This window comes from Tsukamurella asaccharolytica (genome assembly GCF_007858435.1).
Classification (GTDB): domain Bacteria; phylum Actinomycetota; class Actinomycetes; order Mycobacteriales; family Mycobacteriaceae; genus Tsukamurella; species Tsukamurella asaccharolytica.
Window position 1 is genome coordinate 13666 of sequence record NZ_VIGW01000008.1, and the last position, 22329, is coordinate 35994.

A 22329-nucleotide genomic window follows, 5' to 3' on the forward strand; every position below is an offset into this window, starting at 1 on the left:
GATAGTTCGTGGCGGCCGATGCTGGACCTCGACACCCCGTACAAGGAGGATCCGATGCTCACGCACTCCACCCCGGCGTTCGACGCCGACGTCGTCCTGATCGGCGGCGGCATCATGTCCGCTACGCTCGGCGCGATGCTCGCCCAGGAGCGGCCCGAGTGGCGGATCCTGCTCCTGGAGCGCGCCGACGCGCTCGCCACCGAGAGCAGTGGGCCCTGGAACAACGCCGGGACCGGCCACACCGGCTTCTGCGAGCTCAACTACATGCCCGACCCCGCGGATGCCACGAAGCCCCTGTCCATGGTCGAGCAGTTCGGGCGCACCCGCGCGTGGTGGGACGGCCTCGTGGCGGACGGTCGCCTCGACGGGGGTTTCCTGCACCCGACCCCGCACCTCGACGTGGTCTTCGGCGAGCGCGATATGAGCTACCTCAGACAGCGCTACGAGACCCTGCGCGCGTACCCGGAGTTCGCGGCGATGGAGTACACCGAGAATCCGGAGACGATCCGGCAGTGGGCGCCGCTGGTCATGGAGGGCCGAGGGCCCGAGTCGATGTGGGGCCGCATCGCCGCGACCCGCCACCCCGGCGGCACCGACGTCGACTTCGGGGCGCTCACCCGCGGTCTCACGGCGATCCTCACGGACGCCGGGGGCGAGGTGCGCTTCGGCCACGAGGTGACCCGTCTGCGCCGCACCCTCGCCGGCTGGACGGTCCGCGGCCGAGGACCGCAGGGGCGCTTCGCGATCCGCGCTCGCCGCGTCTTCGTGGGTGCCGGCGGCAAGGCCCTGCGGCTGCTGCAGAGTGCCCGGCTGCCGGAGGTGCGCGGCTACGCCGTGCTCCCCGTCGGGGCCGCGTTCCTGCGCTGCTCCGACCCCGAGATCGCGCGCCGTCTCGACGGGAAGGTGTACGGGCAGGCGGAGATCGGCGCGCCGCCCATGTCGGTGCCGCACCTGGACCGCCGGTACGTCGACGGTGCCGACCACCTCCTGTTCGGCCCGTACGCCACGTTCAGCACGAAGCTGCTCACGCGCGGCCGGCTCAGCGACTTCTTCACCACGCTGCGGCCCGGCAACCTCCCCGTGGTCGCCGCCGCCGCGCTGCAGAATCTGGGCCTGGTGCGGTACCTGATCGCGCAGCTCGCGGCGAGCCGGCGGGCGAAGTTCGCGCAGCTGCGACGGTTCTACCCCGCCGCCGATCCGGCGGACTGGGAGCTGGTCCCCGCCGGTCAGCGGGCCCAGCTCGTGACGCCGGACCGGCGCCGCATCGGCGTCCTGCAGCAGGGCACCGAGCTCGTCACGGGCGCGGACGGCACCATCGCGGGCCTGCTCGGTGCGTCGCCCGGTGCGAGCACCGCGGTGCCGATCATGCAGGACCTCCTCGTCCGGTGGGGGATCCTCCACTCGGGCGGGCAGCCCGAATTCGGTTCCGTGCCCCAGGGCCCGCGATGAATCGCTCCCTCGACGTCGTCACCCGGCGGTGGCGCGCGCCCGCGCGACGGCATCGGCGGGGTCCCCGCGCCACGGCTCGCCGTGGCCGGGGGCCAGCTGGTCCGCGTCCAGCCCGGCGATCGCGTCCAGAGTCGCGAGGGTGCGGGACACGTCGTGGCTGAAGAAGCCCGGCAGCAGCTGCGGCCCCGTCGTACCCGCGAGCGGGTGGCCCGTCACCAGAGCGTCGCCCGTCGCGACGACCCCACCGGGCACGAGGTAGGCGGTGTGCCCCGACGTGTGACCGGCGCAGAGCACGGGGGCCGGGGCGCCGGGCAGGTCGAGCGCCCCGCCGTCCGGCGGCACCGTGAAGGGCTGGGCATAGGGCATCGCGACGTGGCCGAGCGCCCCCACCCGGGCGACGTCCGCCATCCAGCGCAGCGTGCGCGGGCGCCACGCGATCGGCAGCAGGCCGAGCGGCGCCACCTGCTCGTGCGTCTCACCGCGCGCGTGCGCCAGCTCGTCGGGGTGGGCGAGGACCGGCGTGCCGTACCGCGTGTGCAGCTTCGCGATGCCGCCCACGTGGTCGACGTGCGCGTGGGTCACCAGGATCGCGCGAATGTCCTGCGGGCGGCGGCCGATCGACGCCAGCTGCGCCTCGACGCGGTCGGCGTCGCCCGCCCAGCCCGCGTCGATCAGCGTGACCTCGGCACCGTCGACCAGCGCGAGGAAGTTGACGTGGGTGCCGGCGCCGAGCCAGACGCCGGCGGCGAGTTCGCGCATCATTGCCCGTCGAAGGTGAGCCAGAGGGCGGAGTTCGGGCCGAGGACGACCTCGGCGGAGGCCTCGCGGCCGTGCCAGGACCGCGGTTCTGCGGTGACGCCGCCCAGGTTGCCCGCGCCCGTGCCCTCGTAGTCGGTGGAGTCGGTGTTGAGGATCTCGCGCCACGAGCCCGCGAAGGGCACGCCCACGCGGTAGCGCTCGTGCGTCTGTCCCGAGAAGTTGTACAGGCACAGCACGACGGAACCGTCGCTGCCCCAGCGCAGGAAACTGAGCACGTTGTTCTGGGAGTCGTTGGCGTCCACCCATTCGTAGCCCGACGGGGTGGTGTCCTGGCTCCACAGCGCGGGGTGCGACCGATACGCGGCGTTGAGATCCCTGGTCAGCGATTGGATCCCGGCGTGCAGCTCGCCCTCCCAGCCGTCCAGGCTGTCCCAGTCGAGGGAGCGCTCCTCGGACCACTCCCGGGCCTGGCCGAACTCCTGGCCCATGAACAGCAGCTGCTTACCGGGATGGCCCCACATGTACGCGAGCAGCGCGCGCACGCCCGACGCCTTGGTGTGCGCGTCGCCCGGCATGCGCGACCACAGCGTGCCCTTGCCGTGCACGACCTCGTCGTGGCTGATCGGGAGCACGAAGTTCTCGCTCCACGCGTACATCAGCGAGAAGGTGACCTCGTGGTGGTGGAAGTTGCGGTGCACCTGATCGCGCCCCAGGTAGCCCAGGGTGTCGTGCATCCAGCCCATGTTCCACTTCATCGTGAAGCCGAGCCCGCCGAGGTTCGTGGGGCGGGTCACGCCCGGCCAGCTCGTCGACTCCTCGGCGACGGTGACTACGCCCGGGAAGAGCTTGTGCACGGTGGCGTTCATCTCCTGGAGGAACTCCACCGCCTCCAGGTTCTCCCTCCCGCCGTAGACGTTCGGCGTCCACCCGCCCTCGGGCCGCGAGTAATCGAGGTAGAGCATCGACGCCACCGCGTCCACCCGCAGGCCGTCGACGTGGAATTCGTCGAACCAGTACAGGGCGTTGGCCACCAAGAAGTTCCGCACCTCTCGTCGGCCGAAGTCGAAGACGTAGGTGCCCCAGTCGAGCTGCTCTCCGCGCTGCGGGTCGCCGTGCTCGTAGAGCGCCTTGCCGTCGAACCGCGCGAGTGCCCAGGCGTCCTTGGGGAAGTGGGCCGGCACCCAGTCCACGATGACGCCGATCCCGCGCTCGTGCAGCACGTCCACGAACTCGCGGAACTCGTCCGGAGTGCCGAACCGGGAGGTGGGGGCGTAGTACGACGTGACCTGGTACCCCCAGGACCCGCCGAACGGATGCTCGGCGACGGGCATCAGCTCGACGTGCGTGAAGCCCGTCTCGGTGACGTACTCGGCCAGCTCGCGCGCGAGGTCCAGGTAGCTCAGGCCCTGCCGCCACGAGCCGAGGTGCACCTCGTAGGTGCTCATCGGACGGTCGGTGGGGATCTGCTTGGCCCGCTCGGCGATCCACGCGCCGTCGCGCCACTCGTGCGTGCTGTGCGTGACCACCGACGCGGTCGCCGGGGGGATCTCGGTGCGCCGGGCCATCGGGTCGGCCTTCTCGACGGTGCCACCGCCCTCGGTGAAGATCCGGAACTTGTACGCCGCGCCGTCCCCGACGCCGGGCACGAAGACCTCCCACACGCCGGACGAGCCGAGCGTGCGCATGGGGTAGGACTCTCCCGACCAGTACTCGAAATCGCCGATCACGGTGACGCCGCGGGCGTTCGGGGCCCACACGGCGAAGGAGGTCCCCGTCACCTCGCCGTCCGGGGTGGTGTAGCTGCGCAGGTGCGCGCCGAGCACGTCCCACAGCCGTTCGTGCCGGCCCTCGGAGATCAGGTGCTGGTCGAGCTCGCCGATCGTCGGCAGGAAGCGGTATCCGTCGGCCACGACGGTGCTGCTGCCCGGGTAGAGCACCTCGTACCGGTAGTCGGCGAGATCGCTGATCGGAACCTCCGCGCCCCACAGCGCGCCCTGCAGCTGCGCCAGCGGATGGCGCTCGCCGCCGATCACCGCCGCCACGGCGGTCGCGCCGGGCTTCAGCGTGCGGAGCACGGTGCCGCGCGCGGTGGGATGCGCGCCCAGGATCGCGTGCGGATCGTGGTAGGCACCGGAGAGCAGGCGTGCGGCGGTGTCGGGGTCGACGGCCGCTGCGGCGGCAGGGTTCTCGGTCATTGCGTGGGGCCTTCCTCAGCGGGTGCAGGTCCGGTGCGCCGCTAGGGCTCCCGGTACGACAATTCCCGTCGCTGCTGCGGGTCGAGTTGGGGGAGTACGAGGATATGGGCCACGTTGCGCCAGGGCTCGAGTCGTACGAAGTTCGCCTGCCCCCAGTGGTAGACCTCGCCGGAGACCTCGTCGCGCACCGGGAAGCGCTCGTGCCAGTCCCGCCCGAGCGCGGGTAGGTCCAGCCAGACGTTGCCCGTCTCGGCCCCGAACGGGTTGAGGTTCACCACCACCAGCACCAGGTCGCCGGTGGTCGCATCGTGTTTGCTGTAGGCGATCAGGGCGTCGTTGTCGACGGCGTGGAAGTGCAGGTTGCGCAGTTGCTGCAGCGCGGGGTGCCGACGGCGGATCTCGTTGAGCCGGGTGATCCACGGCTCCAGGGATTCGCCGCGGCTCTGCGCCGCCTTGTAGTCGCGGGGACGCAGCTCGTACTTCTCGGAGTCGAGGTACTCCTCGCTGCCCTCGCGGACCGGCACGTGCTCGTAGAGCTCGAAGCCCGAGTACATGCCCCAGCTGGGGGAGAGGGTGCCCGCCAGCGCGGACCGGATCGCGAACATGCCGGGACCGCCGTGCTGCAGGCTCTCGTGCAGGATGTCCGGCGTATTCACCCACAGGTTCGGGCGGCACACGTCGGCCTGTGCCGCGTGCTCGCGCGCGAACTCCTCCAGCTCCCACTTCGCGGTGCGCCACGTGAAGTAGGTGTAGCTCTGCGTGAAGCCGGCCTTGGCGAGCCCGTACATCCGCGCGGGGCGGGTGAAGGCCTCGGCCAGGAACAGGACGTTCGGGTTGACCTTCTTCACCTCGGCGATCAGCCAATACCAGAAGTCCGGCGGCTTGGTGTGCGGGTTATCCACCCGGAAGATCTCGATGCCGCGCTGCACCCAGAACAGAGTGACCCGCAACAGCTCCCGGTAGATGCCCGTCCGGTCGTCGTCGAAGTTGATCGGGTAGATGTCCTGGTACTTCTTCGGCGGGTTCTCGGCGTAGGCGATGGTGCCGTCGGGCAGCACGGTGAACCACTCCGGGTGCTCGGTCGCCCAGGGATGATCGGGCGCCGCCTGGAAGGCCAGGTCGAGCGCCACCTCCATGCCCAGGTCGCGGGCGCGCTGGGTGAAGTGGTCGAAGTCGTCCAGCGTGCCGAGCGCGGGGTCCACTGCGTCGTGTCCGCCCGCGGCGGAGCCGATGGCCCACGGTGATCCCACGTCGTCCGGGCCGGGCGTCAGGGTGTTGTTGCGGCCCTTGCGGTTCACGGTGCCCACCGGGTGGATCGGCGGGAGGTAGACGACGTCGAAGCCCATCTCGGCGATGCGCGGCAGGTCCTCGGCGGCGGTGTGGAAGGTGCCGTGCACGGGCCTGCCCTCGGCGTCCCAGCCGCCGGTGGAGCGGGGGAAGAGCTCGTACCAGGAGCCGAACAGGGCGCGCGTGCGATCCACCCACACCCGGTACGTGCGGGACTTGGTGATCAGCTCTCGCACCGGGTACTGCTGCAGCAGCCGGGTGATGTCGGGATGCAGTGCGGCGCCGGTGCGTTCGACCAGGCTGCGGTCGCCGTTGCGGAGTGCGGCCGCGGCGGCGAGGACCGGGCCGCGGTCACCGTCGGGTACGCCGGCGGCGGCGCGGTCGAGCAGGCGCGCCCCGAGCTCGAGGTCGTTCGCGAGCTCCGCGGGGCCCTGACCGGCGGCGAGCTTCTTCTGCACGGCGCCGCGCCAGGTGGTGGCCGGGTCGGACCAGCCCTCGATCCGCACCGACCAGTACCCCGTGAGATCCGGGCGGAAGACGGCGTGGAAGCGATCCGGCTCCGCCGCGGGGGACATGCGGATGTAGGTGGACGTGCCGTCCGGACCCGTCACGACGACCGAGGCCGCGACGGCGTCGTGCCCCTCGCGCCAGACGGTGGCGGACACCGGCACGACCTCGCCGACGACCGCCTTGCTCGGGTATTGCCCGCCCGACACCACGGGTTCGATGTCGTCGATGCCGATGCGCCCTGTCACCGGATCAACGGTAGTCGACGTGGCCGGTTCGCGGGGGAGTACTCCCGGTCGGGTGGGCCCTGCGCGGCCCCGCCCGCAGGCCGTCCGCTTGTGCCCGGACGGGTCCGGAAACCGTGGTCAGGGCCGCGCGAGGCGCTCGAGCGCCGCGACGGCGGTATCCCGGTTCGCGGTCTCCCAGAACGGCGGGAGCGAGGCCCGGAGGAAGGCGCCGTAGCGGGCCGTCGCGAGCCGCGAGTCGAGGACCGCGACCACGCCCTTGTCCTCCGTCGAGCGCAGCAGCCGGCCCACGCCCTGCGCCAGCAGCAGGGCAGCGTGGGTCGCGGCGACGGCCATGAACCCGTTGCCGCCGCGCGATTCGACGGCGCGCTGCCGGGCGGTCAGCAGCGGGTCGTCGGGGCGGGGGAAGGGAATCCGGTCGATGAGCACGAGCGAGAGCGACGGTCCGGGCACGTCGACGCCCTGCCACAGGCTGAGGGTGCCGAACAGCGAGGTCGCCGGGTCGGCGGCGAAATCCCGCACCAGCTGCCCGGTGTTGCCCTCGCCCTGGCACAGGATGGGCGTCTCCACCCGCTCGCGCAGGGCCTCCGCCGCCGCCTTCGCGGCCCGCGTGGAGCTGAACAACCCCAGGGTGCGGCCGCCCGCCGCGGAGAGCAGCGTCTCGATCTCGTCGAGGATCGCGGGCGCGGTCCCGTCGCGCCCGGGCGGCGGCAGCTTCGTCGCGACGTACAGGATCCCGCTCTTGGCGTAGTCGAAGGGCGAGCCGACGTCGATGTGGCTCCACTCCAGTTTCGCATCGGGCTTCGTGCCGGTCGCCAGCGCCGGGTCGCGGTCGGATCCGGCCGATGGTGCGCCGTCCGAGCGGGGCAGGCCCCAGGAGCCGGCGACGGTGTCGAAGGCGCCGCCGACGGCCAGCGTCGCCGAGGTCAGGACCACCGTCGACTCGCCGAACAGGCGGGTGCGCAGCAGGCCGCCCACGGACAGCGGCGCGACGTACAGCGTCCTGCGGAAGCCGCCGCCGCGGTTGGGCACGTCGGAGGTCCACACCACGTCGCGGCGCTTGGACTCGTCGGGCTCGTCGAACGCGGTGAGCACGCGGACAGCGGTGTCGTGCACGTCGTCGAGCGCAGTGAGGGCGGCGCTGCGGGCGGCCGCCGCATCGGAGTCGAGGTTGGCGCCGCGGGCAGGACCGACGGCGGTGCGGGTGGCCCAGGCGGCGTCGCGGACGGCGGCCAGGGCCGGTCCGGCTCCGTCGGGCAGGCCGAGCCAACGACGCGTGCCGGAGTCGTCGAGCAGGCGGGTCAGGCCCTCCGATGCCGCGACGAGCGCGTCGGCGATCTCCTCCTCGACGAGCTTGCCGGCGCGGCGCGCCGCGGCCGCGACGACGGCGCCCGTCAGTTCGGCGGTGGCGACGGAGGTGACTCGGTCCACCAGCTCGTGCGCCTCGTCGACGATGACGGCGTCGTGGTCGGGTAGCACCTTGACCTCGGTCATCGCGTCGATCGCGAGCAGCGCGTGGTTGGTGACCACCACGTCCACCTGCCCGGTGCGCTTGCGCGCGGCCTCGGCGAAGCAGTCCTGGCCGTACGTGCAGTTGGTGGCGCCGAGGCACTCGCGGGCACCGACGCTGACCAGGCGCCAGGACTGGTCGGAGACCGCGGGGGTCACCTCGTCCCGGTCTCCCGTCTCGGTGTCGCTGCTCCACTCGCGCAGCCGCTTCATCTCCCTGCCGAGCCGTGAGGCGGCGAAGGGGTCGAAGAGCTCCTCGCTGTCCGGTTCGGAGGCTACCGAGCTGTGCAACTTGTTGAGGCACAGGTAGTTTCCGCGGCCCTTGAGGATGGCGAACTCGATCTCGCGCCCCAGGTCCTTCTTGAGTGCCTTCGCCAGCCGCGGCAGGTCGCGGTCCACGAGCTGGCTCTGCAGCGCGATGGTCGCGGTGCTCACGACGACGGTCTTGCCGGTGGTCACGGCGTGCCGGATCGCGGGCACCAGGTAGGCGAGCGACTTGCCGGTTCCGGTGCCCGCCTGGACGGCGAGGTGTTCACCCGTGTCCAGCGAGTGGGCGACAGCGGCGGCCATGCGGACCTGCCCGTCGCGCCTGCTGCCGCCGAGCGCGGTGACCGCGGTGTCCAGCAGTTTCGGCACGATCGGCGGTTCGGTCACCCGGAGAGCCTACCGGTCGGACGCCGCGAGGTGCTCCAGGAGCGTGCGGGACATCGCGGCTGCCGCGGCCGACGGTGCCGCGCGCGTCGCGAGGGACAGGTTGGTCCGCGCGGACCGGGCCAGCGGCACCGTCGTCACCCCCGGACGTCCGGCGGCCATCGACTCCGTGAGCACCGCGACGCCCGCGCCGCGTTCGGCGAGCGCCATCACCGCCTCGGGGGAGTGCGCCTGGACCGTCGGCTCGACGACGGTGCGCTCGGCGGCGCAGGTGTGCGCCAGTGCGGTCCGTACGCCCGTGCCCGGTGGCAGGCACAGCACCGTCGTGCCGGCGAGCTCCGAGCACGTCACCGTGCTGCGCCCGGCCCAGGCGTGGCCGGTCGGAACGACGGCGGCCAGAGGCTCGCGGATCAGGGGGTGCGCCGCGATCGCCCCGGGCAGCGGATCGCCGTGCGCGACCAGGGCCACGTCGAGCGCCCCGGTCAGCAGGTCCGCGATCAGCTCGTCCGAGTTGCCCTCGGTGACCTCGACCGTGATGGCCGGGTGGTGTGCTCGGAACGCGGCGAAGCCGGACAGGTAGCCGGGGATCGTGCAGCCGATGACGGTGCCCAGGCGCACGTGCCCGCGGACCACGCCGGTCAGCTCGTCGGCGACGGTGCGCACGGTCTCGACCGCAGCCAGGGCGGCCCGGGCGTGGGGGAGGAGCTCGGCCCCCTCGGGCGTCAGCCCGACGGTGCGCGTCCCCCGGTCGAGCAGCCGGTGGCCCAGCTCGCGCTCGAGCTTGGCGACCTGCGCGGAAACGCCGGACTGGGCGACGTGCAGCGCGTCGGCGGCGGCGGTGAAGGAGCCGCGGTCGGCGACGGCGACGAGGTAGCGCAGCTGGTGCAGTTCCATCACTGATGATGATACTTCTGATCTGATCCAGCTGTTGGACTTATGTTCGGCGCGGCCGCAGAGTGGAGTCATGACCGAGAACATCACGCCCCGTACCCTTGCCGAGACCTACTTCTCCTGCTGGGAGGCGGGGGACTTCGCGCCCCTGAGGGCCTTCCTCGCTCCCGACTGCGTCTTCACCGGAGTCTTCGGTGTCGCGCACGGCCCCGACGAGTTCCTCCGGGGGCTCGCCGGAATGGCCTCCACCACCGAGTCGTTGCGGGTCCGCGCCCGCGTCGCCGACGACAGCGACGTCATAACCTGGTTCGACCTGGCCATGAGTGGGGCTCCCGCGACGGCGGTCGCCAATTGGACGCACGTGGAGGAAGGGCTGATCACCGCGGTGAACGTGACCTTCGATCCGCGGGAGATCCTGGCCGCCTCCGCCTGACCCGGCCGTTCAGCGCAGCCGCGCGGAGCAATCCGCGGCGATCGACCCGCCGACGCGGCGCAGCAACTGCGCCGCGTTCGCGATCGAGACCGCGGGGTCGGGCTCGAGGTCCGAGAGCGCGATCGCCTGCCGGAATCCGTTCGCGTGCAGCTGATCCGCGGTGAGCGCGCTGCGCCCGGCGACGGCGACCACCGGTGCGCCCGCCGCGCGGGCCGCCGCTGCGACGCCGACCGGGGCCTTGCCGTGCAGGGACTGCGCGTCCAGTGAGCCCTCGCCGGTGATCACCAGATCGGCCGCGCGCACCTTCTCCGCGAAGCCGGCCAACTCGAGCACGATCTCGACCCCGGGCCGCGCCACGGCGCCGAGCACGGCCATCGCGCCGAAGCCCGTACCGCCGGCGGCGCCCGCGCCCGGCGCCTCCCGCACGTCGGCTCCCGTCGCCTCCGCGATCACGTCGGCCCAGGTGCACAGGGCGCCGTCGAGCAGGGTGACCTGCGACGGGTCGGCCCCCTTCTGGGGGCCGTAGACGGCGGCGGCGCCGCGGGGGCCGAGCAGCGGGTTGTCGACGTCGCAGGCGAGGGTGAACCGGGCCGCGCGGGCCGCGGGGAGCAGGCCGGAGAGGTCGACACGCGCGGCCTGCAGGAGGGCGGTGCCTCCGGGCCGGACGGGCGCGCCCGCGCGGTCGGTGATCGTCACCCCGAGCGCCTGCAGCATGCCCGCACCGCCGTCGGTCGACGCGCTCCCGCCCAGTCCGATCACGATCGACCGGGCGCCGTGTTCGAGGGCGTGCCGGATCACCGTCCCCAGGCCGAAGGTCGTGGCGCCCAGCGCGTCCGGCACCCCGCCGGGCAGGAGCTCGAGCCCGACGGCGGAGGCCAACTCCACCACCGCGGCGTCACGGTCGCGGGCGTACGACGTGGTGTGCGGGAGCGCCGTCGGGCCGGTGGTGTCCACGGGCACCCGCTCCCAGCCCGCGGCCACGGCGGCGTCGACGGTGCCGTCCCCGCCGTCCGCGATCGGCGCCCGGACGCACACCCAGTCCGGCGCGACGTCCGCGATGCCGAGCGCCAGGGCGTCGGCGACGCCGGCGGCGGACAGCGAGCCTTTGAACTTGTCGGGCGCGAGCAACACCGTCGTCATGTCGTCACCTAGTCCAGGAGCAGGAGCGCGGTGGGCGCGTCGGTGCCGACGGACGCGAGGTCCTCGAACTCGGCGACGTTGTCGAGCTCGGTGCCCATCGCGATGTTGGTGACGCGCTCGAGGAAGATCTCGACGACCACCGGGACCCGGTGCTCGCGCGCCATCGTCTGCGCCCGTGTCAGGGTAGCCGCGATGTCGGCGGGGTCGGTGACCCGCAGCGCCTTGCAGCCCAGACCCTCCGCGACCTTCACGTGGTCGACGCCGTAGCCCTTGGGGGCCAAGGGCATGGGGTCGGAGCCGGTGTGAGCGGAGGCGTCGCCATGGGTGTCGCTGGTATCGGCGTTGATGTTGTCGAAGCCCAGCTGGACCTGGAAGTCCATGTCGAAGGCGCGTTGCGCCTGGCGGATCAGGCCCAGGTAGGAGTTGTTCACCACGACGTGCACGTAGGGAAGGTTGAACTGCGCGGCGACCGCCAGTTCCTCGATCATGAACTGGAAGTCGTAGTCGCCCGAGAGTGCGACGACGTCCGCGGACGGATCGGCGGTGACCACGCCGAGGGCCGCCGGGATGGTCCACCCGAGCGGGCCGGCCTGGCCGCAGTTGATCCAGTGCCGCGGCTTGAAGACGTGCAGGAACTGCCCGCCCGCGATCTGCGACAGGCCGATGGTGCTGACGTAGCGCGTGTCCCGCCCGAAGACCCGGTTCATCTCCTCGTAGACCCGCTGCGGCTTCACCGGAATGTCATCGAAGTGGGTGCGGCGCTGCATGGTCCGCTTGCGCTCGGCGCAGGACTCGACCCACGCCGAGCGGTCCACGAGGGTGCCCGCGGACCTGCGCTCGCGGGCGATCTCGACCAGCTGATCGAGGGCGGCCCCGGCGTCGGAGACGATGCTGTAGTCGGGGGCGAAGACCCGGCCGATCTGGGTCGGGTCGATGTCGATGTGCACGAACGTGCGGCCCGCACGGTAGACGTCGAGGCCGCCGGTGTGGCGGTTCGCCCACCGGTTGCCGATGCCCAGCACGAAGTCCGCGGCGAGCATCGTCGCGTTGCCGTAGCGGTGTGCCGTCTGCAGTCCCACCATGCCCGCCGCAAGGCGGTGATCGTCCGGGATGCTGCCCCAGCCCATCAGGGTCGGGATCACCGGAACGTCCAGCAGCTCGGCGAGCTCCACCAGCTTCTCGGAGGCGTCGGCGTTGATGATGCCGCCGCCGGCCACGATGAGCGGGCGCTCCGCCGCGGCCAGCAAGTCCAATGCCTTCTCGGCCTGCGCCCGCGTCGCGGCGGGCTTGTGCACCGGCAGCGGGGCGTAGGTGTCCGGGTCGAACTCGATCTCGGCGAGCTGCACGTCGATGGGCAGATCGATGAGGACGGGGCCGGGCCGACCCGAACGCATGAGGTGGAAGGCCTGCGCGAAGACGCCGGGCACCTGGGCCGGCTCCAGCACGGTGACGGCCATTTTCGTGACGGGCTTGGCGATGGAGGCGATGTCGACCGCCTGGAAGTCCTCCTTGTGCAGGCGCGCGACGGGCGCCTGGCCGGTGATGGCGAGGATCGGGATGGAATCGGCCATGGCCGAGTACAGCCCGGTGATCATGTCGGTGCCGGCGGGACCGGACGTGCCGATGCAGACGCCGATGTTGCCGGCCTCCGCGCGGGTGTAACCCTCCGCCATGTGCGAGGCGCCCTCGACGTGCCGGGCCAGCACGTGGCCGATGCCGCCGTGGGCGCGCATCGCCGCGTAGAAGGGGTTGATGGCGGCGCCGGGCACGCCGAACGCCTGGGTGGCGCCCTCGATCTCCAGGATCTTGACCGCTGCTTCGGCGGCACGCATACGAGCCATGTCAGTTCTCCAATGTCTTCGGGTTAGGACGTGCGGCCGGACAGCCGCTCGACGCCGCGCAGCAGCGCGGAGTGATCGAGTGGGCCGTCGCCGGCCGCGCGAGCGGATGCCATGAGCTGGGCGACGAGACCGCCGAGCGGCGCGACGACGCCGGCCTCGCGGGCGGCGGCGGTGACGATGCCCAGGTCCTTGTGGTGCAGCTCGATTCGGAAACCGGGCTCGAACTCCCGGTCCACCATCTTCTGTGCCTTCTGGTCGAGGACGGCGGAGCCGGCGAGGCCTCCGCCGAGCACCTGCACTGCCGCGGCGGTGTCCACGCCGTAGGCCTCGAGGAAGACGATCGCCTCGGCCAGCAGCTGGATGTTGCCGGCGACGATGAGCTGGTTGGCGGCCTTGACCGTCTGGCCGGCGCCGTTGGGGCCCACGTGCACGACGGTCTTGCCCACCACATCGAGCACGGGTTTCGCCGCGGCGAAGTCCTCGGCCGTGCCCCCGACCATGATGGAGAGGGCCGCGTTCACCGCACCCGCTTCGCCGCCGGAGACGGGGGCGTCGATCAGGCGGAATCCGCGCTCGGCGGCCTGCACCGCGAGATCGGTCGTCACATCGGGCCGGATACTGGAGAAATCGATGATCAGGGCGCCCGCGGGGGCGTTGTCGAAGACGCCGCCCTCGCCGGCGAGCACGGCCAGCACGTCGGGGGAGTCCGGCACCATGACGGCGACGACCTCGGCGTCGGTCACCGCGTCGGCGATCGAGGCGGCGGCGCGGCCGCCCGCGTCGACGAGCGCCTTGGCCCGCGCGGGACTGCGGTTGTACCCGGCCACGGCGTGGCCGGCTTTCGCGAGATGCACGGCCATGGGGCTGCCCATGATGCCGAGTCCGATGAAGGCGATGTTCGTCATGAGTTTCCTTGTCGGGTCGTCGATCGGTGATCGGGTGGCTGGGGGCGGCTCAGGAGGCGGCGGCGACGCGGGCGCCGCGCAGCTCGCGGGGGAGCCAGGCGAAGGGGTCGTCCTGGGTCTGCTTGTACTCCAAGCCGATCGGCCCGCGGTAGCCGACGCGCTCGAGGTGGGCCAAGTGGCCGTCGAGGTCGAAGGTGCCCGTACCGGGCTCGCCGCGGCCGGGGGCGTCGGCGATCTGCACGTGCCCGATCAACCCGGCGTGTTCGTCGATGGCGGAGGCGACGTCGTCGCCGTTGACCTGCAGGTGGTACAGATCGGCGAGCAGGCGCAGGGAATCGACCCCGGACTGCTCCCGCACGCGGCCGATGACGGTCACCGCGTCGGCGGCGGTGAGGAGCGGGTAGCGCGGGGCGCCGCTGACCGGCTCGATCAGCACGACGGCGCCGATCCGTGCGGCCGCAGCACCCGCGGCGGCGAGGTTCTCGGCGGCGACGGCGTCCTGCTCGACGGGGTCCACCCCGTCGATCCGGTTGCCGTACAAGGCGTTGAAGGCCGGGGTGCCGAGGCGCTCGCCGATGCCGATGACGACGTCGATGTTGTCGCGGAACTCGGAGACGCGCGCGGGGTCGGAGAGAATGCCCCGCTCGCCACCGGGCATGTCGCCGGCCGCGAAGTTGAGGCCGGTGAGCTGCACGCCGGCGTTCTCGACCGCGGCGACGAAGGCGCTGACCTGGCGGTCGCTCGGTACCGCCGTCGGGAAGGGCCACCAGAACTCGACGGCCTCGAAGCCCGCGTCGCGGACCAGGCGGGGGCGCTCGAAGACCGGGGTGTCGGCCAGCAGGATCGAGCAATTGACCGTGTACTTGGCGGGGGTGCTCGGGGTCATGGGGTGCTCCTTTTCGGGCGGAGGTGTGGGCGGTGGTACGGGCGGTGGAGGTTCCGGCGAGGTCGACTCGACCTGCAAGCTTTCACCTGTTGGAACGTTGAGTTCCGTACTATGGAATAGTACGACGTGACGGTGGTCACGTCAAGGGTGTGGGAGATGACGAAGCCGGAGTGTGCGTGGGCACACTCCGGCTTCGGTCCACGACGGATGCCGGCCGGCCGTCAATCGTTTCCGGGGATGGGGTTACCGCGTTCGTCGGGCGCCGCGGCGAACACCGAGACGTCCGGGCGGTTGCCCGCCGTGATCTCGTTGAACAGGAAGTTCAGGACGACTGCCACGACGGCGGCGGCGCTGATGCCGGAGTGCATGATCGTGCCGACGGCGGTCGGGAAGGCGTCCCAGAACGTGGGCGCGGCCACGGGGATCATCCCCATACCGAGGGAGACGGCGACGATCACCATGTTGAGATTGCCGTCGAAGTCGACCCGGGACAGCGTCTTGATACCGCTGGCGGCAACGGAACCGAACAGCACCAGGCCGGCGCCGCCGAGTACGGGGGTCGGGATCGCCGCGATCACGCGCCCCACGACGGGCAGCAGGCCGAGGAATGCGAGGATTCCGCCGCCCATCGCCACGACGTACCGGCTCTTGATCCCGGTGAGCGCCACCAGGCCGACGTTCTGCGCGAAGGCGCTGCACGGGAAGGCGCTGAAGACCGGAGCGACCGTGGTGGACAGCATGTCCGCCCGTAAGCCCGCGGCGACCCGCTTCGAGTCGACCGGGGTGCCCACGATCTCGCCGATGGCGAGGATGTCGGCCGTGGTCTCGGTCATGATCACGAGGATCACGATCGTCATCGAGATGATGGCGCCGATCTGGAAGGTCGGGCTGCCGAAATGCATGACCGGGGGCAGCGAGAAGACCGGTCCATCACCGACCTTGGAGAAGTCGAGCTTGCCCATGAAGGCGGCGATGACCGTGCCCACCACGATGCCGATCAGGATCGACAGCCGGGAGATCGCGCCCTGGAAGAGTCGGCTGATGGCCAGGATGATCAGCACCGTCGCGCCGGCCAGCCCGATGTTGGCCATCGAGCCGTAGTCCGCGGCCTTGGCGTTGCCGCCCTGCGCCCAGGTGAACGTGACGGGCAGGAGCGAGAGGCCGATCACCGTGATGATCGTGCCCGTCACCACGGGCGGGAAGAACCGGACCAGTTTCGCGAAGACGGAGCTGAGTACGAGGCCGATCAGTCCGGCGACGATGATCGCGCCGAAGATGGGCCGCACGCCTCCGTCCTGCGCGATGGCGGTCATCGTCGAGACGCTGGCGAACGAAAGGCCCTGCACGATGGGCAGGCGCGCGCCGAACGGGCCGATGCCGATCGTCTGCAGGATCGTGGCCAGGCCGCTGACGAACAGGCCCGCGGTCACGAGCAGGCTCATGTCGGTGGCCGAGAGACCGGCCGCGCCGCCCACGATGAGCGGGGGCGCGATGACGCCGCCGTACATGGTGAGGATGTGCTGGAGTCCGTAGGCGAAGGTCCTGCCGAGCGGGAGACGTTCGTCCTCGGGTCGTGCCTCGGTGGCTGTGGTGGTCATGGTCGCCGTCTCGCTAACAGAATCCGGGCACGCCGTGCCACGCCGAACCGGCGTCGGAGGCGTCGTCGCGCACGACGCTCGCCTCGATCAGGCCGTAGGGTCGGTCGGCCGCGATGAACACCTCGCCGGGGTTCTCGGTGCCGAACGGGGAGAGGTCCACGAGGAAGTGGTGCTTGTTCGGCGCCGAGAACTTGATCTCCGCGACCTCCGGGTGCTGCTCGAGCACCGACCGGCCCATGCCGTACAGGGTCTGCTGCAGCGCCTTACTGTGGATCTCCGCGAAGCGTTGCAGCAGGATCGCGCGGATCGAGTCGAAGGACTTGTCCCAGTCCACGTCGGTGTGGTCGTAGCGCCACTTGGCCACGAGCGAGGTCGCGAGGATCCTGTCGTCGGTCTCCTGCAGCGTCGTGTACTCGTCCTTGAGGAAGCCGTGGAACTCCGAGCCGGTCGATTTGAGCAGCGTCAGGTCGTGGATGCCGGCGACGACGTGGGCGCGGCGGTCGGCGCCGCGGCCGTCGACGTTGACGACGGTCGACCGCACGCCGCCACCCGAGCGGACGAAGGCGTGGTCGTGGCCGGCGCCGTCGACCTGGATGCGGTCCCACGGGTACTCGTGCACCTCGATGCGGGCGCCGTCGGCTCGAGGGGTCGCGTCGATGAAGTGCCCGCCGAGCGTGAGAGCGTAGTCCTCGATCGCGCCGATTCCCTTCTCCTTGGCGAAGGCGAAGGCGGTGTTCTTCTGGGTGTCGGTCGGGAGGACGGCCGCCTGGTCGCCGCTGATGTGCGCGTCGCGGAAGTCGCCGCGCAGCGCCGACGAGACGTTGAGGTCGCGGATCGTGTGCCGGGCGGTGTCGCGGTAGATGCGCACCACGCGGCTCTCCGCCTTGCCGTACTGATTGGGCCCAAGTGGATCGCCATGGTGGTCAGCTTCCTTTGTAGGTGGAGTAGTGGAACGGGCTCAGGAGGAGCGGGACGTGATGGTGGGGTACGGCTCCGTCGACCGGGACCAGGCGGAAGGTGATGGCGACCTCGGGAAAGAAGTTCTCCTGGCCGGTCGCCGCGGCGTAGCTCGCGGTGTCGAAACTCAGGCGGTAGAGGCCGGCCGCCAGGTCGTCCGGGCCGAGGTCGCGAACGCGACCGTCGTCGTCCGTGACGCCCTTCGCCACCGGCTCGACGGCGCCGTCCGGCCCGATCCGGTCCATCCGGATCGGCACCCCGGCGGCGGGGACGCCGCGCGCGGTGTCGAGGACGTGGGTGGTAACGGTACTCATGAATTCCTCTCTGTGAGTTGCTCTTCCAGCTCCAAGACGCGAGCGAGACGGCGGAGCGCGATGCCACGCAGCTCGCGGGCGACTTCGGCAGCCTCGGCGTCGGGCGTGTTCTCGAGCCGCCGGTGCAGCTCGGCGAGAACCGCGGTCGCGTCCAGGCCCGCGGCGTTGATGAGAAAGACGCGGTCGAAGCGCTCCTCGTAGGCGGCGTTGCCGGCGAGCAGGGCCGCCTGCGTCTCGGCGTCCGACGCCACACCGGACTGCTCCCGGCGGGACCACGCAGCCTCGGTGGAGGCGCCGGTGGCGCGCTCGCCGATCCGCGGATGCGCCGCGAGGGCACGGTCGACGTCGGCCGGGGTGAACGCCAGCGCGGCGGTGCCGGCGGCGCGGAGGGCGTCCGTGGCGTCGGCGTACGGCCGTCCGTCGATCACCGCGTCGCTCCACGAGCGCACATCGCAACACGCGAGTAGAGTCGCCCGGATATCGGCCTCCGGTGCCGAGTTGAAGTCTTCGAGGTCCATATGACCTGCCTTCTTTCGGTCTGCGGAAGAAGTTTTCCACTTATCGAAGAATGACATGTGATCTGAGTCACGTCAACAGTTTGTTGAAAATTCGTCCGGGTTACGATGCGGGCATGCGCCTCACCGCGGAATTCACCAGCGAGCCCTTCGAGGGGGAAGGCGCGGTGCCCGCGCACGCCGAGCGGGCCGTCGAGGTACTCCGCGCCCGGGGGCTGGACCACGATTTCGGCCCGCTGGGTACGTCGGTGGAAGGCGAGTCCGGTGCGGTGCTCGACGCCCTCCGTGCGGCGCTGGCCGGTGCCTTCGCCGCCGGGGCCACTCGCGTCACGGTGCAGATCGACTGCGCCGATGACTGAGTCCGCGCCCCGTCCCGGGCTGGATCACCCGCTCGTCGAGGCGGTCCGCGGTCTCGTCGCCCGCCTCGACGCGGAGCTCGTGACGCCGGACGCGCTGCGGCACGGCGACGTTCCCCTCGTGTGGGAGGGGGAGACCGTCGGCGGTGTACGGCTGCCGGCGGCCGACGCTCCCGCTGGAGACCTGGACGCCCTGCTCGCGAACGTCGCCGACGAGCTGGGCTCGCCGCTGGCCGAGCTGGGCCGGGCCGAGAAGCAGCGCGCGGTCCGCCTGCTCGAGGAGCGCGGCGCCTTCGCCTACCGCAAGTCGGCCGAGTCGGTCGCCGAGGCGCTCGGCGTCACTCGGTTCACGGTCTACAACTACCTCAACCGGGTCCGGGGCTGACGCCGGCCAGTGCCCGCACCGCGGCCTCGGCCTCGTCCGCGGAGATCACCCCGATCAGCGCCCGGTAGGCCAGCGCGTCCGCGGCGGCGAGGAGGGTTCGGGCCCGGGGTCGATCCCCGTCGAGGAGCTCCGTCGCGAGGTCCTCGGACCCCCGGAGCGCCTCGCCGACGATGGCGCGGATACCGGGATCGGTCACCGCCTCGGCGAGGTAGGCGTACCAGACCTTCGCGCCGAGGCGGCGGGCCCCGTCGCGCGGGATCGCGTGGGTGAGGAGCATGACGAGGGCCTCGTGACGGTCCTCGGGTACGGGGTGGGCGCGCTCGGCCAGCGCGAGGTACGACGTCAGCGCGTGCTCGACGATCGCGTCGCGGGTGGGGAAGTAGTGCTGGACGCGCCCCATCGAGATGCGGGCGCGCGCCGCGATCGCCCGCAGCGTGACGGCGGCGACCCCCTCGTCGGCGATGATCGCCCACACGGCGCGGTCGATCTCCGCGCGACGTTCCTCGTGGTCCACCTGCCTCGGCACCCTCGCAGCATAGCAATGCATACGCATTGCGACATTGATACAATGCATACGCATTGTCAAAGGAGGTGTCTCATGGGACGACGGTTCCGCCGCGTCGCGGCGGTCGGCCTGGCAGCGACGGCGGTCCTCGCCGGGGTCGGCGCGTACCTGCTGCGCGACCCGAGCCCCGTGGGGTACTGGCGGTCGGCGGCCGCGCGCGCCACGTACCTCGAGCGGTACGACCGGGCCTTCCGCGATCTGCCGGCGCCGGCCGAGACGCGGGACGTGCGCACCGGCTTCGGCGTCGTCCGCGCGTACCGGTTCGGCACGCCGCGGCCGGGGACGGCGCCGATCCTCCTGGTGCCGGGCCGGTCGTCGGGCGTGCCGATGTGGGCGGACGTGCTGGCGCGCCTGCAGGATCGGGAGGTCTACGCCGTCGACGCGCTGGGCGACGCGGGCATGAGCGTGCAGGACCGGCCGCTCGCGGGCGTCGAGGACCAGGCGACGTGGCTCGCTGAGACGATGACGACGCTCGGGCTGAGCCGTGCGCACCTCGTCGGGCACTCCTTCGGCGCGTGGACCGCGGCGAACTTCGCGGCGCGGTACCCCGGCCGCGTCGCGACGCTGACGCTGTGGGAGCCGGTCCTCGTCTTCGCCGGAATGCGCTGGCAGATGTACGCCGCCACCCTGCCGTCGGCGCTACCCTTCCTGCCCGAGTCCTGGCGCCGGAAGGGGCTCGCGTCGATCGGCGGGGCCGACGGGGCGGACGTCACCGCAGGCCCGGTCGGCGCCATGATCGACGCCGGCGCGGCGGGCTACCGCGCCGCGCTTCCGATGCCGGTCCAACTCGACGATGCCGCGCTCGCGCGGCTGACCATGCCGGTTTTCGTCGGGCTCGGCGGCGGCAGCGCGGTCACCGACACCGCCGCGGCCGCGGCGCGCGCCCGGACCCTGCCGGACGCGACCGTCCGCGTCTGGCCCGACGGGACGCACTCGCTGCCGATGGAGTACTCCGACGAGCTGCTCGCCGAGCTCTCGACGCTGCAGGCTCGCCACCCGGCATAGCCCTGCTGCGTTTGTACCGTCGCGTGCTGCTCAGGCCACCGTGATCCCGGCGGCGGCGAACTCCGCCAGAGCGGCGCGCGTCGACTCCGCGGCGACACCCGCGGTGTAGCCGGCGAGGACGCGCACCGTCAGGCCGGTGGCGAGGGCGTCGAGCGCGGTGGCGCGCACGCAGTAGTCTGTGGCGATACCGACCACGTCGACCGACGCGACGTGGTGCGCCGCGAGCCACTCGGCGAGCGAGGCCCCGTCGGCGTCGTGCGCCTCGAAACCCGAGTACGCCGCGGAATAGGCACCCTTGCTGAACACCGGCACCCGCAGGGGCAGGCGCAGGTTCGGGTGGAACTGCGCGCCCTCGGTGCGGGCTCGGCAATGCACGGGCCACGACTCCACGTAGTCCGGGGTCGGCGAGAAGTGCGCCCCGGGGTCGATGTGCCAGTCCCGGGTCGCGACGATCACCGGATAGGACTCCAGTAGGTCGTCGTGGATGCGCCGCGCCACCTGCGCGCCGCCCGCGACGGCAAGCGAGCCGCCCTCGCAGAAGTCGTTCTGCACGTCCACGACGACGAGGGCGTCGCTCCGCTGCGCGGTGGCGGCGGTCATCGGCGCTCCTCGAGTCGGGTGGGGATCGCGGGCTCGCCGTTGGACAGGCCGAGGCCCTCCCACGGCAGGGTCACCAGCGCGGCGCGCAGGTGCGCGCGGGCGTCCTCGAGGCCGGGCAGGCCGTCGACCTGCTCGCCGCCCCGCACCAGCGGGATCTGCAGCGGCGTGGCGGTGAGGTGCGCCGGCACCGTCGGGGTGGCCCCCGGCCGGTACAGCAGCTCCTCCACGATCGTGCCCGTGCTCCGAGCGAGCCGCACGGCGCGCTTCTCGCCGCCCTGGGTCTCCTTGTGCGAGCTGCGCTTCGCGACCGGTAGCCCGTCGACCTCGACGAGTTTGTAGACCATGCCGGCCGTCGGCGCCCCCGAGCCGGTGACGAGCGAGGTGCCGACGCCGTAGACGTCGATCGGCTCCGCGCGCAGCGCGCCGATCGCGTACTCGTCGAGGTCGCCCGAGACCACGATCCGGGTCCGCGTCGCCCCCAGCCCGTCGAGCTGCGCCCGGACCTGCCGGGTGATGATTCCGAGATCGCCCGAGTCGATGCGCACGCCGCCGAGCTCCGGTCCCGCGGCGCGAACGGCGCGGTTCACGCCCTCGGTGATGTCGTAGGTGTCCACCAGCAGCGTCGTTCCCGGACCCTGCGCCGCGACCTGGGCCGCGAAGGCGGCCTCCTCGTCGGGGCCGTCCGGGCCGGTGTGCAGCAGGGTGAAGGCGTGGGCCGCGGTGCCCCCCGACGGGACGCCGTACGTCCGGGCCGCCTCCATGTTCGACGTGGTCGCGAAGCCGGCGAGGTAGGCCGCGCGGGCCGACGCCACAGCGGCGCGCTCGTGCGTGCGGCGGGAACCCATCTCGATGAGCGGGCGCCCCGCGGCGGCGGAGACCATGCGCGCACCGGCGGAGGCGATCGCGCTGTCGTGGTTGAGGATCGACAGGATCAGGGTCTCCAGGATCACGCCCTCGGCGAAGGTTGCGCGCACCGTCAGCAGCGGAGAGCCCGGGAAGTACAGCTCGCCCTCGCGGTAGCCGTCGATCTCGCCCGTGAACCGGTAGTCCTTGAGCCAGGCCAGGGTCTCGGCGTCCAGGAAACGCTCGACCGCTGCGAGCTCGGCGGGCCCGAAGCGGAATCGGCGGAGTTCGTCGAGCACCCGCGCGGTGCCGGCGACGACGCCGTACCGGCGGCCCGCGGGCAGGCGTCGCGCGAAGACCTCGAAGACGCACGGGCGGTGCGCCGTGCCGTCCTTCAGCGCCGCAGCGAGCATGGTCAGCTCGTACTGGTCGGTGAGGAGGGCGGAGCTGGGCCGGGAGGCGTCGGCCCCGTTTTCATCTACCGTCACACTGG

General features: G+C 71.9%; 21 protein-coding genes. 5 read left to right on the top strand and 16 right to left on the bottom strand.

Annotated features, from left to right (window positions below):
- Positions 1-54 precede the first annotated feature (54 nt).
- On the top strand, positions 55-1449 hold the full coding sequence (locus tag FK529_RS14545; protein WP_146562658.1) for a malate:quinone oxidoreductase: 1395 nt from the start codon (positions 55-57) through the stop codon (positions 1447-1449).
- An 18-nt stretch (positions 1450-1467) separates the two neighbouring features.
- Here FK529_RS14545 and FK529_RS14550 read toward each other — a convergent pair whose 3' ends face one another.
- The 5 genes from FK529_RS14550 to FK529_RS14570 all read right to left on the bottom strand — a co-directional run bounded on the left by FK529_RS14550 (position 1468) and on the right by FK529_RS14570 (position 9496).
- Positions 1468-2211: an MBL fold metallo-hydrolase gene (locus tag FK529_RS14550; RefSeq protein WP_231703094.1), complete on the bottom strand. Its 744-nt coding sequence runs from the start codon at positions 2209-2211 to the stop codon at positions 1468-1470.
- A complete protein-coding gene (glgB, locus tag FK529_RS14555) occupies positions 2208-4403 on the bottom strand; it encodes a 1,4-alpha-glucan branching protein GlgB (RefSeq protein ID WP_146562432.1) in 2196 nt (731 codons plus the stop codon). Before glgB ends, FK529_RS14550 begins: the two co-directional genes overlap by 4 nt.
- Before the next feature lie 41 nt (positions 4404-4444).
- On the bottom strand, positions 4445-6445 hold the full coding sequence (locus FK529_RS14560; RefSeq protein WP_146562435.1) for an alpha-1,4-glucan--maltose-1-phosphate maltosyltransferase: 2001 nt from the start codon (positions 6443-6445) through the stop codon (positions 4445-4447).
- 117 nt (positions 6446-6562) lie between these two features.
- Complete coding sequence (locus FK529_RS14565) at positions 6563-8605, bottom strand: ATP-dependent DNA helicase (RefSeq protein WP_146562437.1); 2043 nt, start codon at positions 8603-8605, stop codon at positions 6563-6565.
- A gap of 9 nt (positions 8606-8614) precedes the next feature.
- Complete coding sequence (locus tag FK529_RS14570; protein WP_146562439.1) at positions 8615-9496, bottom strand: LysR family transcriptional regulator; 882 nt, start codon at positions 9494-9496, stop codon at positions 8615-8617.
- A gap of 70 nt (positions 9497-9566) precedes the next feature.
- Here FK529_RS14570 and FK529_RS14575 point away from each other — a divergent pair, with 70 nt between their 5' ends.
- A complete protein-coding gene (locus FK529_RS14575) occupies positions 9567-9926 on the top strand; it encodes a nuclear transport factor 2 family protein (protein ID WP_146562441.1) in 360 nt (119 codons plus the stop codon).
- Between the two features lie 9 nt (positions 9927-9935).
- Here FK529_RS14575 and FK529_RS14580 read toward each other — a convergent pair whose 3' ends face one another.
- From FK529_RS14580 to uraD, 8 genes are all read right to left on the bottom strand, one after another.
- Entirely contained in the window at positions 9936-11066 is a 1131-nt protein-coding gene (locus FK529_RS14580) for a glycerate kinase (protein WP_146562443.1), read from the bottom strand.
- Between the two features lie 8 nt (positions 11067-11074).
- Positions 11075-12907: a glyoxylate carboligase gene (gcl, locus tag FK529_RS14585; RefSeq protein WP_146562445.1), complete on the bottom strand. Its 1833-nt coding sequence runs from the start codon at positions 12905-12907 to the stop codon at positions 11075-11077.
- A 23-nt stretch (positions 12908-12930) separates the two neighbouring features.
- Positions 12931-13812 (bottom strand): 2-hydroxy-3-oxopropionate reductase, encoded by an 882-nt coding sequence (locus FK529_RS14590; RefSeq protein WP_146562447.1) that lies wholly within the window; start codon positions 13810-13812, stop codon positions 12931-12933.
- A 49-nt stretch (positions 13813-13861) separates the two neighbouring features.
- Entirely contained in the window at positions 13862-14698 is an 837-nt protein-coding gene (locus FK529_RS14595; protein ID WP_146562449.1) for a hydroxypyruvate isomerase family protein, read from the bottom strand.
- A 221-nt stretch (positions 14699-14919) separates the two neighbouring features.
- Positions 14920-16296 (bottom strand): nucleobase:cation symporter-2 family protein, encoded by a 1377-nt coding sequence (locus tag FK529_RS14600; protein WP_146562451.1) that lies wholly within the window; start codon positions 16294-16296, stop codon positions 14920-14922.
- A gap of 13 nt (positions 16297-16309) precedes the next feature.
- Positions 16310-17167: a factor-independent urate hydroxylase gene (pucL, locus tag FK529_RS14605; RefSeq protein ID WP_146562453.1), complete on the bottom strand. Its 858-nt coding sequence runs from the start codon at positions 17165-17167 to the stop codon at positions 16310-16312.
- A 52-nt stretch (positions 17168-17219) separates the two neighbouring features.
- On the bottom strand, positions 17220-17567 hold the full coding sequence (gene uraH / locus FK529_RS14610) for a hydroxyisourate hydrolase (RefSeq protein ID WP_146562454.1): 348 nt from the start codon (positions 17565-17567) through the stop codon (positions 17220-17222).
- Complete coding sequence (uraD, locus tag FK529_RS14615) at positions 17564-18085, bottom strand: 2-oxo-4-hydroxy-4-carboxy-5-ureidoimidazoline decarboxylase (protein WP_146562456.1); 522 nt, start codon at positions 18083-18085, stop codon at positions 17564-17566. Before uraD ends, uraH begins: the two co-directional genes overlap by 4 nt.
- Before the next feature lie 113 nt (positions 18086-18198).
- Here uraD and FK529_RS14620 point away from each other — a divergent pair, with 113 nt between their 5' ends.
- On the top strand, positions 18199-18441 hold the full coding sequence (locus FK529_RS14620; RefSeq protein WP_146562458.1) for a thiamine-binding protein: 243 nt from the start codon (positions 18199-18201) through the stop codon (positions 18439-18441).
- A complete protein-coding gene (locus tag FK529_RS14625) occupies positions 18434-18823 on the top strand; it encodes a helix-turn-helix domain-containing protein (RefSeq protein WP_146562460.1) in 390 nt (129 codons plus the stop codon). The genes FK529_RS14620 and FK529_RS14625 overlap by 8 nt, the downstream gene beginning before the upstream one ends.
- Here FK529_RS14625 and FK529_RS14630 read toward each other — a convergent pair.
- Entirely contained in the window at positions 18804-19349 is a 546-nt protein-coding gene (locus FK529_RS14630) for a TetR/AcrR family transcriptional regulator (RefSeq protein ID WP_146562462.1), read from the bottom strand. The genes FK529_RS14625 and FK529_RS14630 overlap by 20 nt on opposite strands.
- A 72-nt stretch (positions 19350-19421) precedes the next feature.
- Between FK529_RS14630 and FK529_RS14635 the strand changes: the two genes are divergently transcribed.
- Positions 19422-20393, top strand: coding sequence for an alpha/beta fold hydrolase (locus tag FK529_RS14635; protein WP_158635129.1), 972 nt, complete (start codon positions 19422-19424; stop codon positions 20391-20393).
- Positions 20394-20423: 30 nt separating this feature from the next.
- Here FK529_RS14635 and FK529_RS14640 read toward each other — a convergent pair whose 3' ends face one another.
- Both FK529_RS14640 and FK529_RS14645 read right to left on the bottom strand, forming a co-directional pair.
- Positions 20424-20993, bottom strand: coding sequence for an isochorismatase family protein (locus tag FK529_RS14640; RefSeq protein WP_146562465.1), 570 nt, complete (start codon positions 20991-20993; stop codon positions 20424-20426).
- Complete coding sequence (locus FK529_RS14645; protein WP_146562468.1) at positions 20990-22324, bottom strand: nicotinate phosphoribosyltransferase; 1335 nt, start codon at positions 22322-22324, stop codon at positions 20990-20992. The genes FK529_RS14640 and FK529_RS14645 overlap by 4 nt, the downstream gene beginning before the upstream one ends.
- Positions 22325-22329: the final 5 nt, after the last annotated feature.

Bases quoted from the DNA above. Each gene is read 5' to 3' on its own strand.
- FK529_RS14545 (WP_146562658.1), top strand. From the start codon at position 55: ATGCTCACGCACTCCACCCCGGCGTTCGACGCCGACGTCGTCCTGATC.
- FK529_RS14550 (WP_231703094.1), bottom strand. From the start codon at position 2,211: ATGATGCGCGAACTCGCCGCCGGCGTCTGGCTCGGCGCCGGCACCCAC.
- glgB (WP_146562432.1), bottom strand. From the start codon at position 4,403: ATGACCGAGAACCCTGCCGCCGCAGCGGCCGTCGACCCCGACACCGCC.
- FK529_RS14570 (WP_146562439.1), bottom strand. From the start codon at position 9,496: ATGGAACTGCACCAGCTGCGCTACCTCGTCGCCGTCGCCGACCGCGGC.
- FK529_RS14575 (WP_146562441.1), top strand. From the start codon at position 9,567: ATGACCGAGAACATCACGCCCCGTACCCTTGCCGAGACCTACTTCTCC.
- FK529_RS14580 (WP_146562443.1), bottom strand. From the start codon at position 11,066: ATGACGACGGTGTTGCTCGCGCCCGACAAGTTCAAAGGCTCGCTGTCC.
- gcl (WP_146562445.1), bottom strand. From the start codon at position 12,907: ATGGCTCGTATGCGTGCCGCCGAAGCAGCGGTCAAGATCCTGGAGATC.
- FK529_RS14590 (WP_146562447.1), bottom strand. From the start codon at position 13,812: ATGACGAACATCGCCTTCATCGGACTCGGCATCATGGGCAGCCCCATG.
- FK529_RS14595 (WP_146562449.1), bottom strand. From the start codon at position 14,698: ATGACCCCGAGCACCCCCGCCAAGTACACGGTCAATTGCTCGATCCTG.
- FK529_RS14600 (WP_146562451.1), bottom strand. From the start codon at position 16,296: ATGACCACCACAGCCACCGAGGCACGACCCGAGGACGAACGTCTCCCG.
- uraH (WP_146562454.1), bottom strand. From the start codon at position 17,567: ATGAGTACCGTTACCACCCACGTCCTCGACACCGCGCGCGGCGTCCCC.
- uraD (WP_146562456.1), bottom strand. From the start codon at position 18,085: ATGGACCTCGAAGACTTCAACTCGGCACCGGAGGCCGATATCCGGGCG.
- FK529_RS14620 (WP_146562458.1), top strand. From the start codon at position 18,199: ATGCGCCTCACCGCGGAATTCACCAGCGAGCCCTTCGAGGGGGAAGGC.
- FK529_RS14625 (WP_146562460.1), top strand. From the start codon at position 18,434: ATGACTGAGTCCGCGCCCCGTCCCGGGCTGGATCACCCGCTCGTCGAG.
- FK529_RS14635 (WP_158635129.1), top strand. From the start codon at position 19,422: ATGGGACGACGGTTCCGCCGCGTCGCGGCGGTCGGCCTGGCAGCGACG.
- FK529_RS14640 (WP_146562465.1), bottom strand. From the start codon at position 20,993: ATGACCGCCGCCACCGCGCAGCGGAGCGACGCCCTCGTCGTCGTGGAC.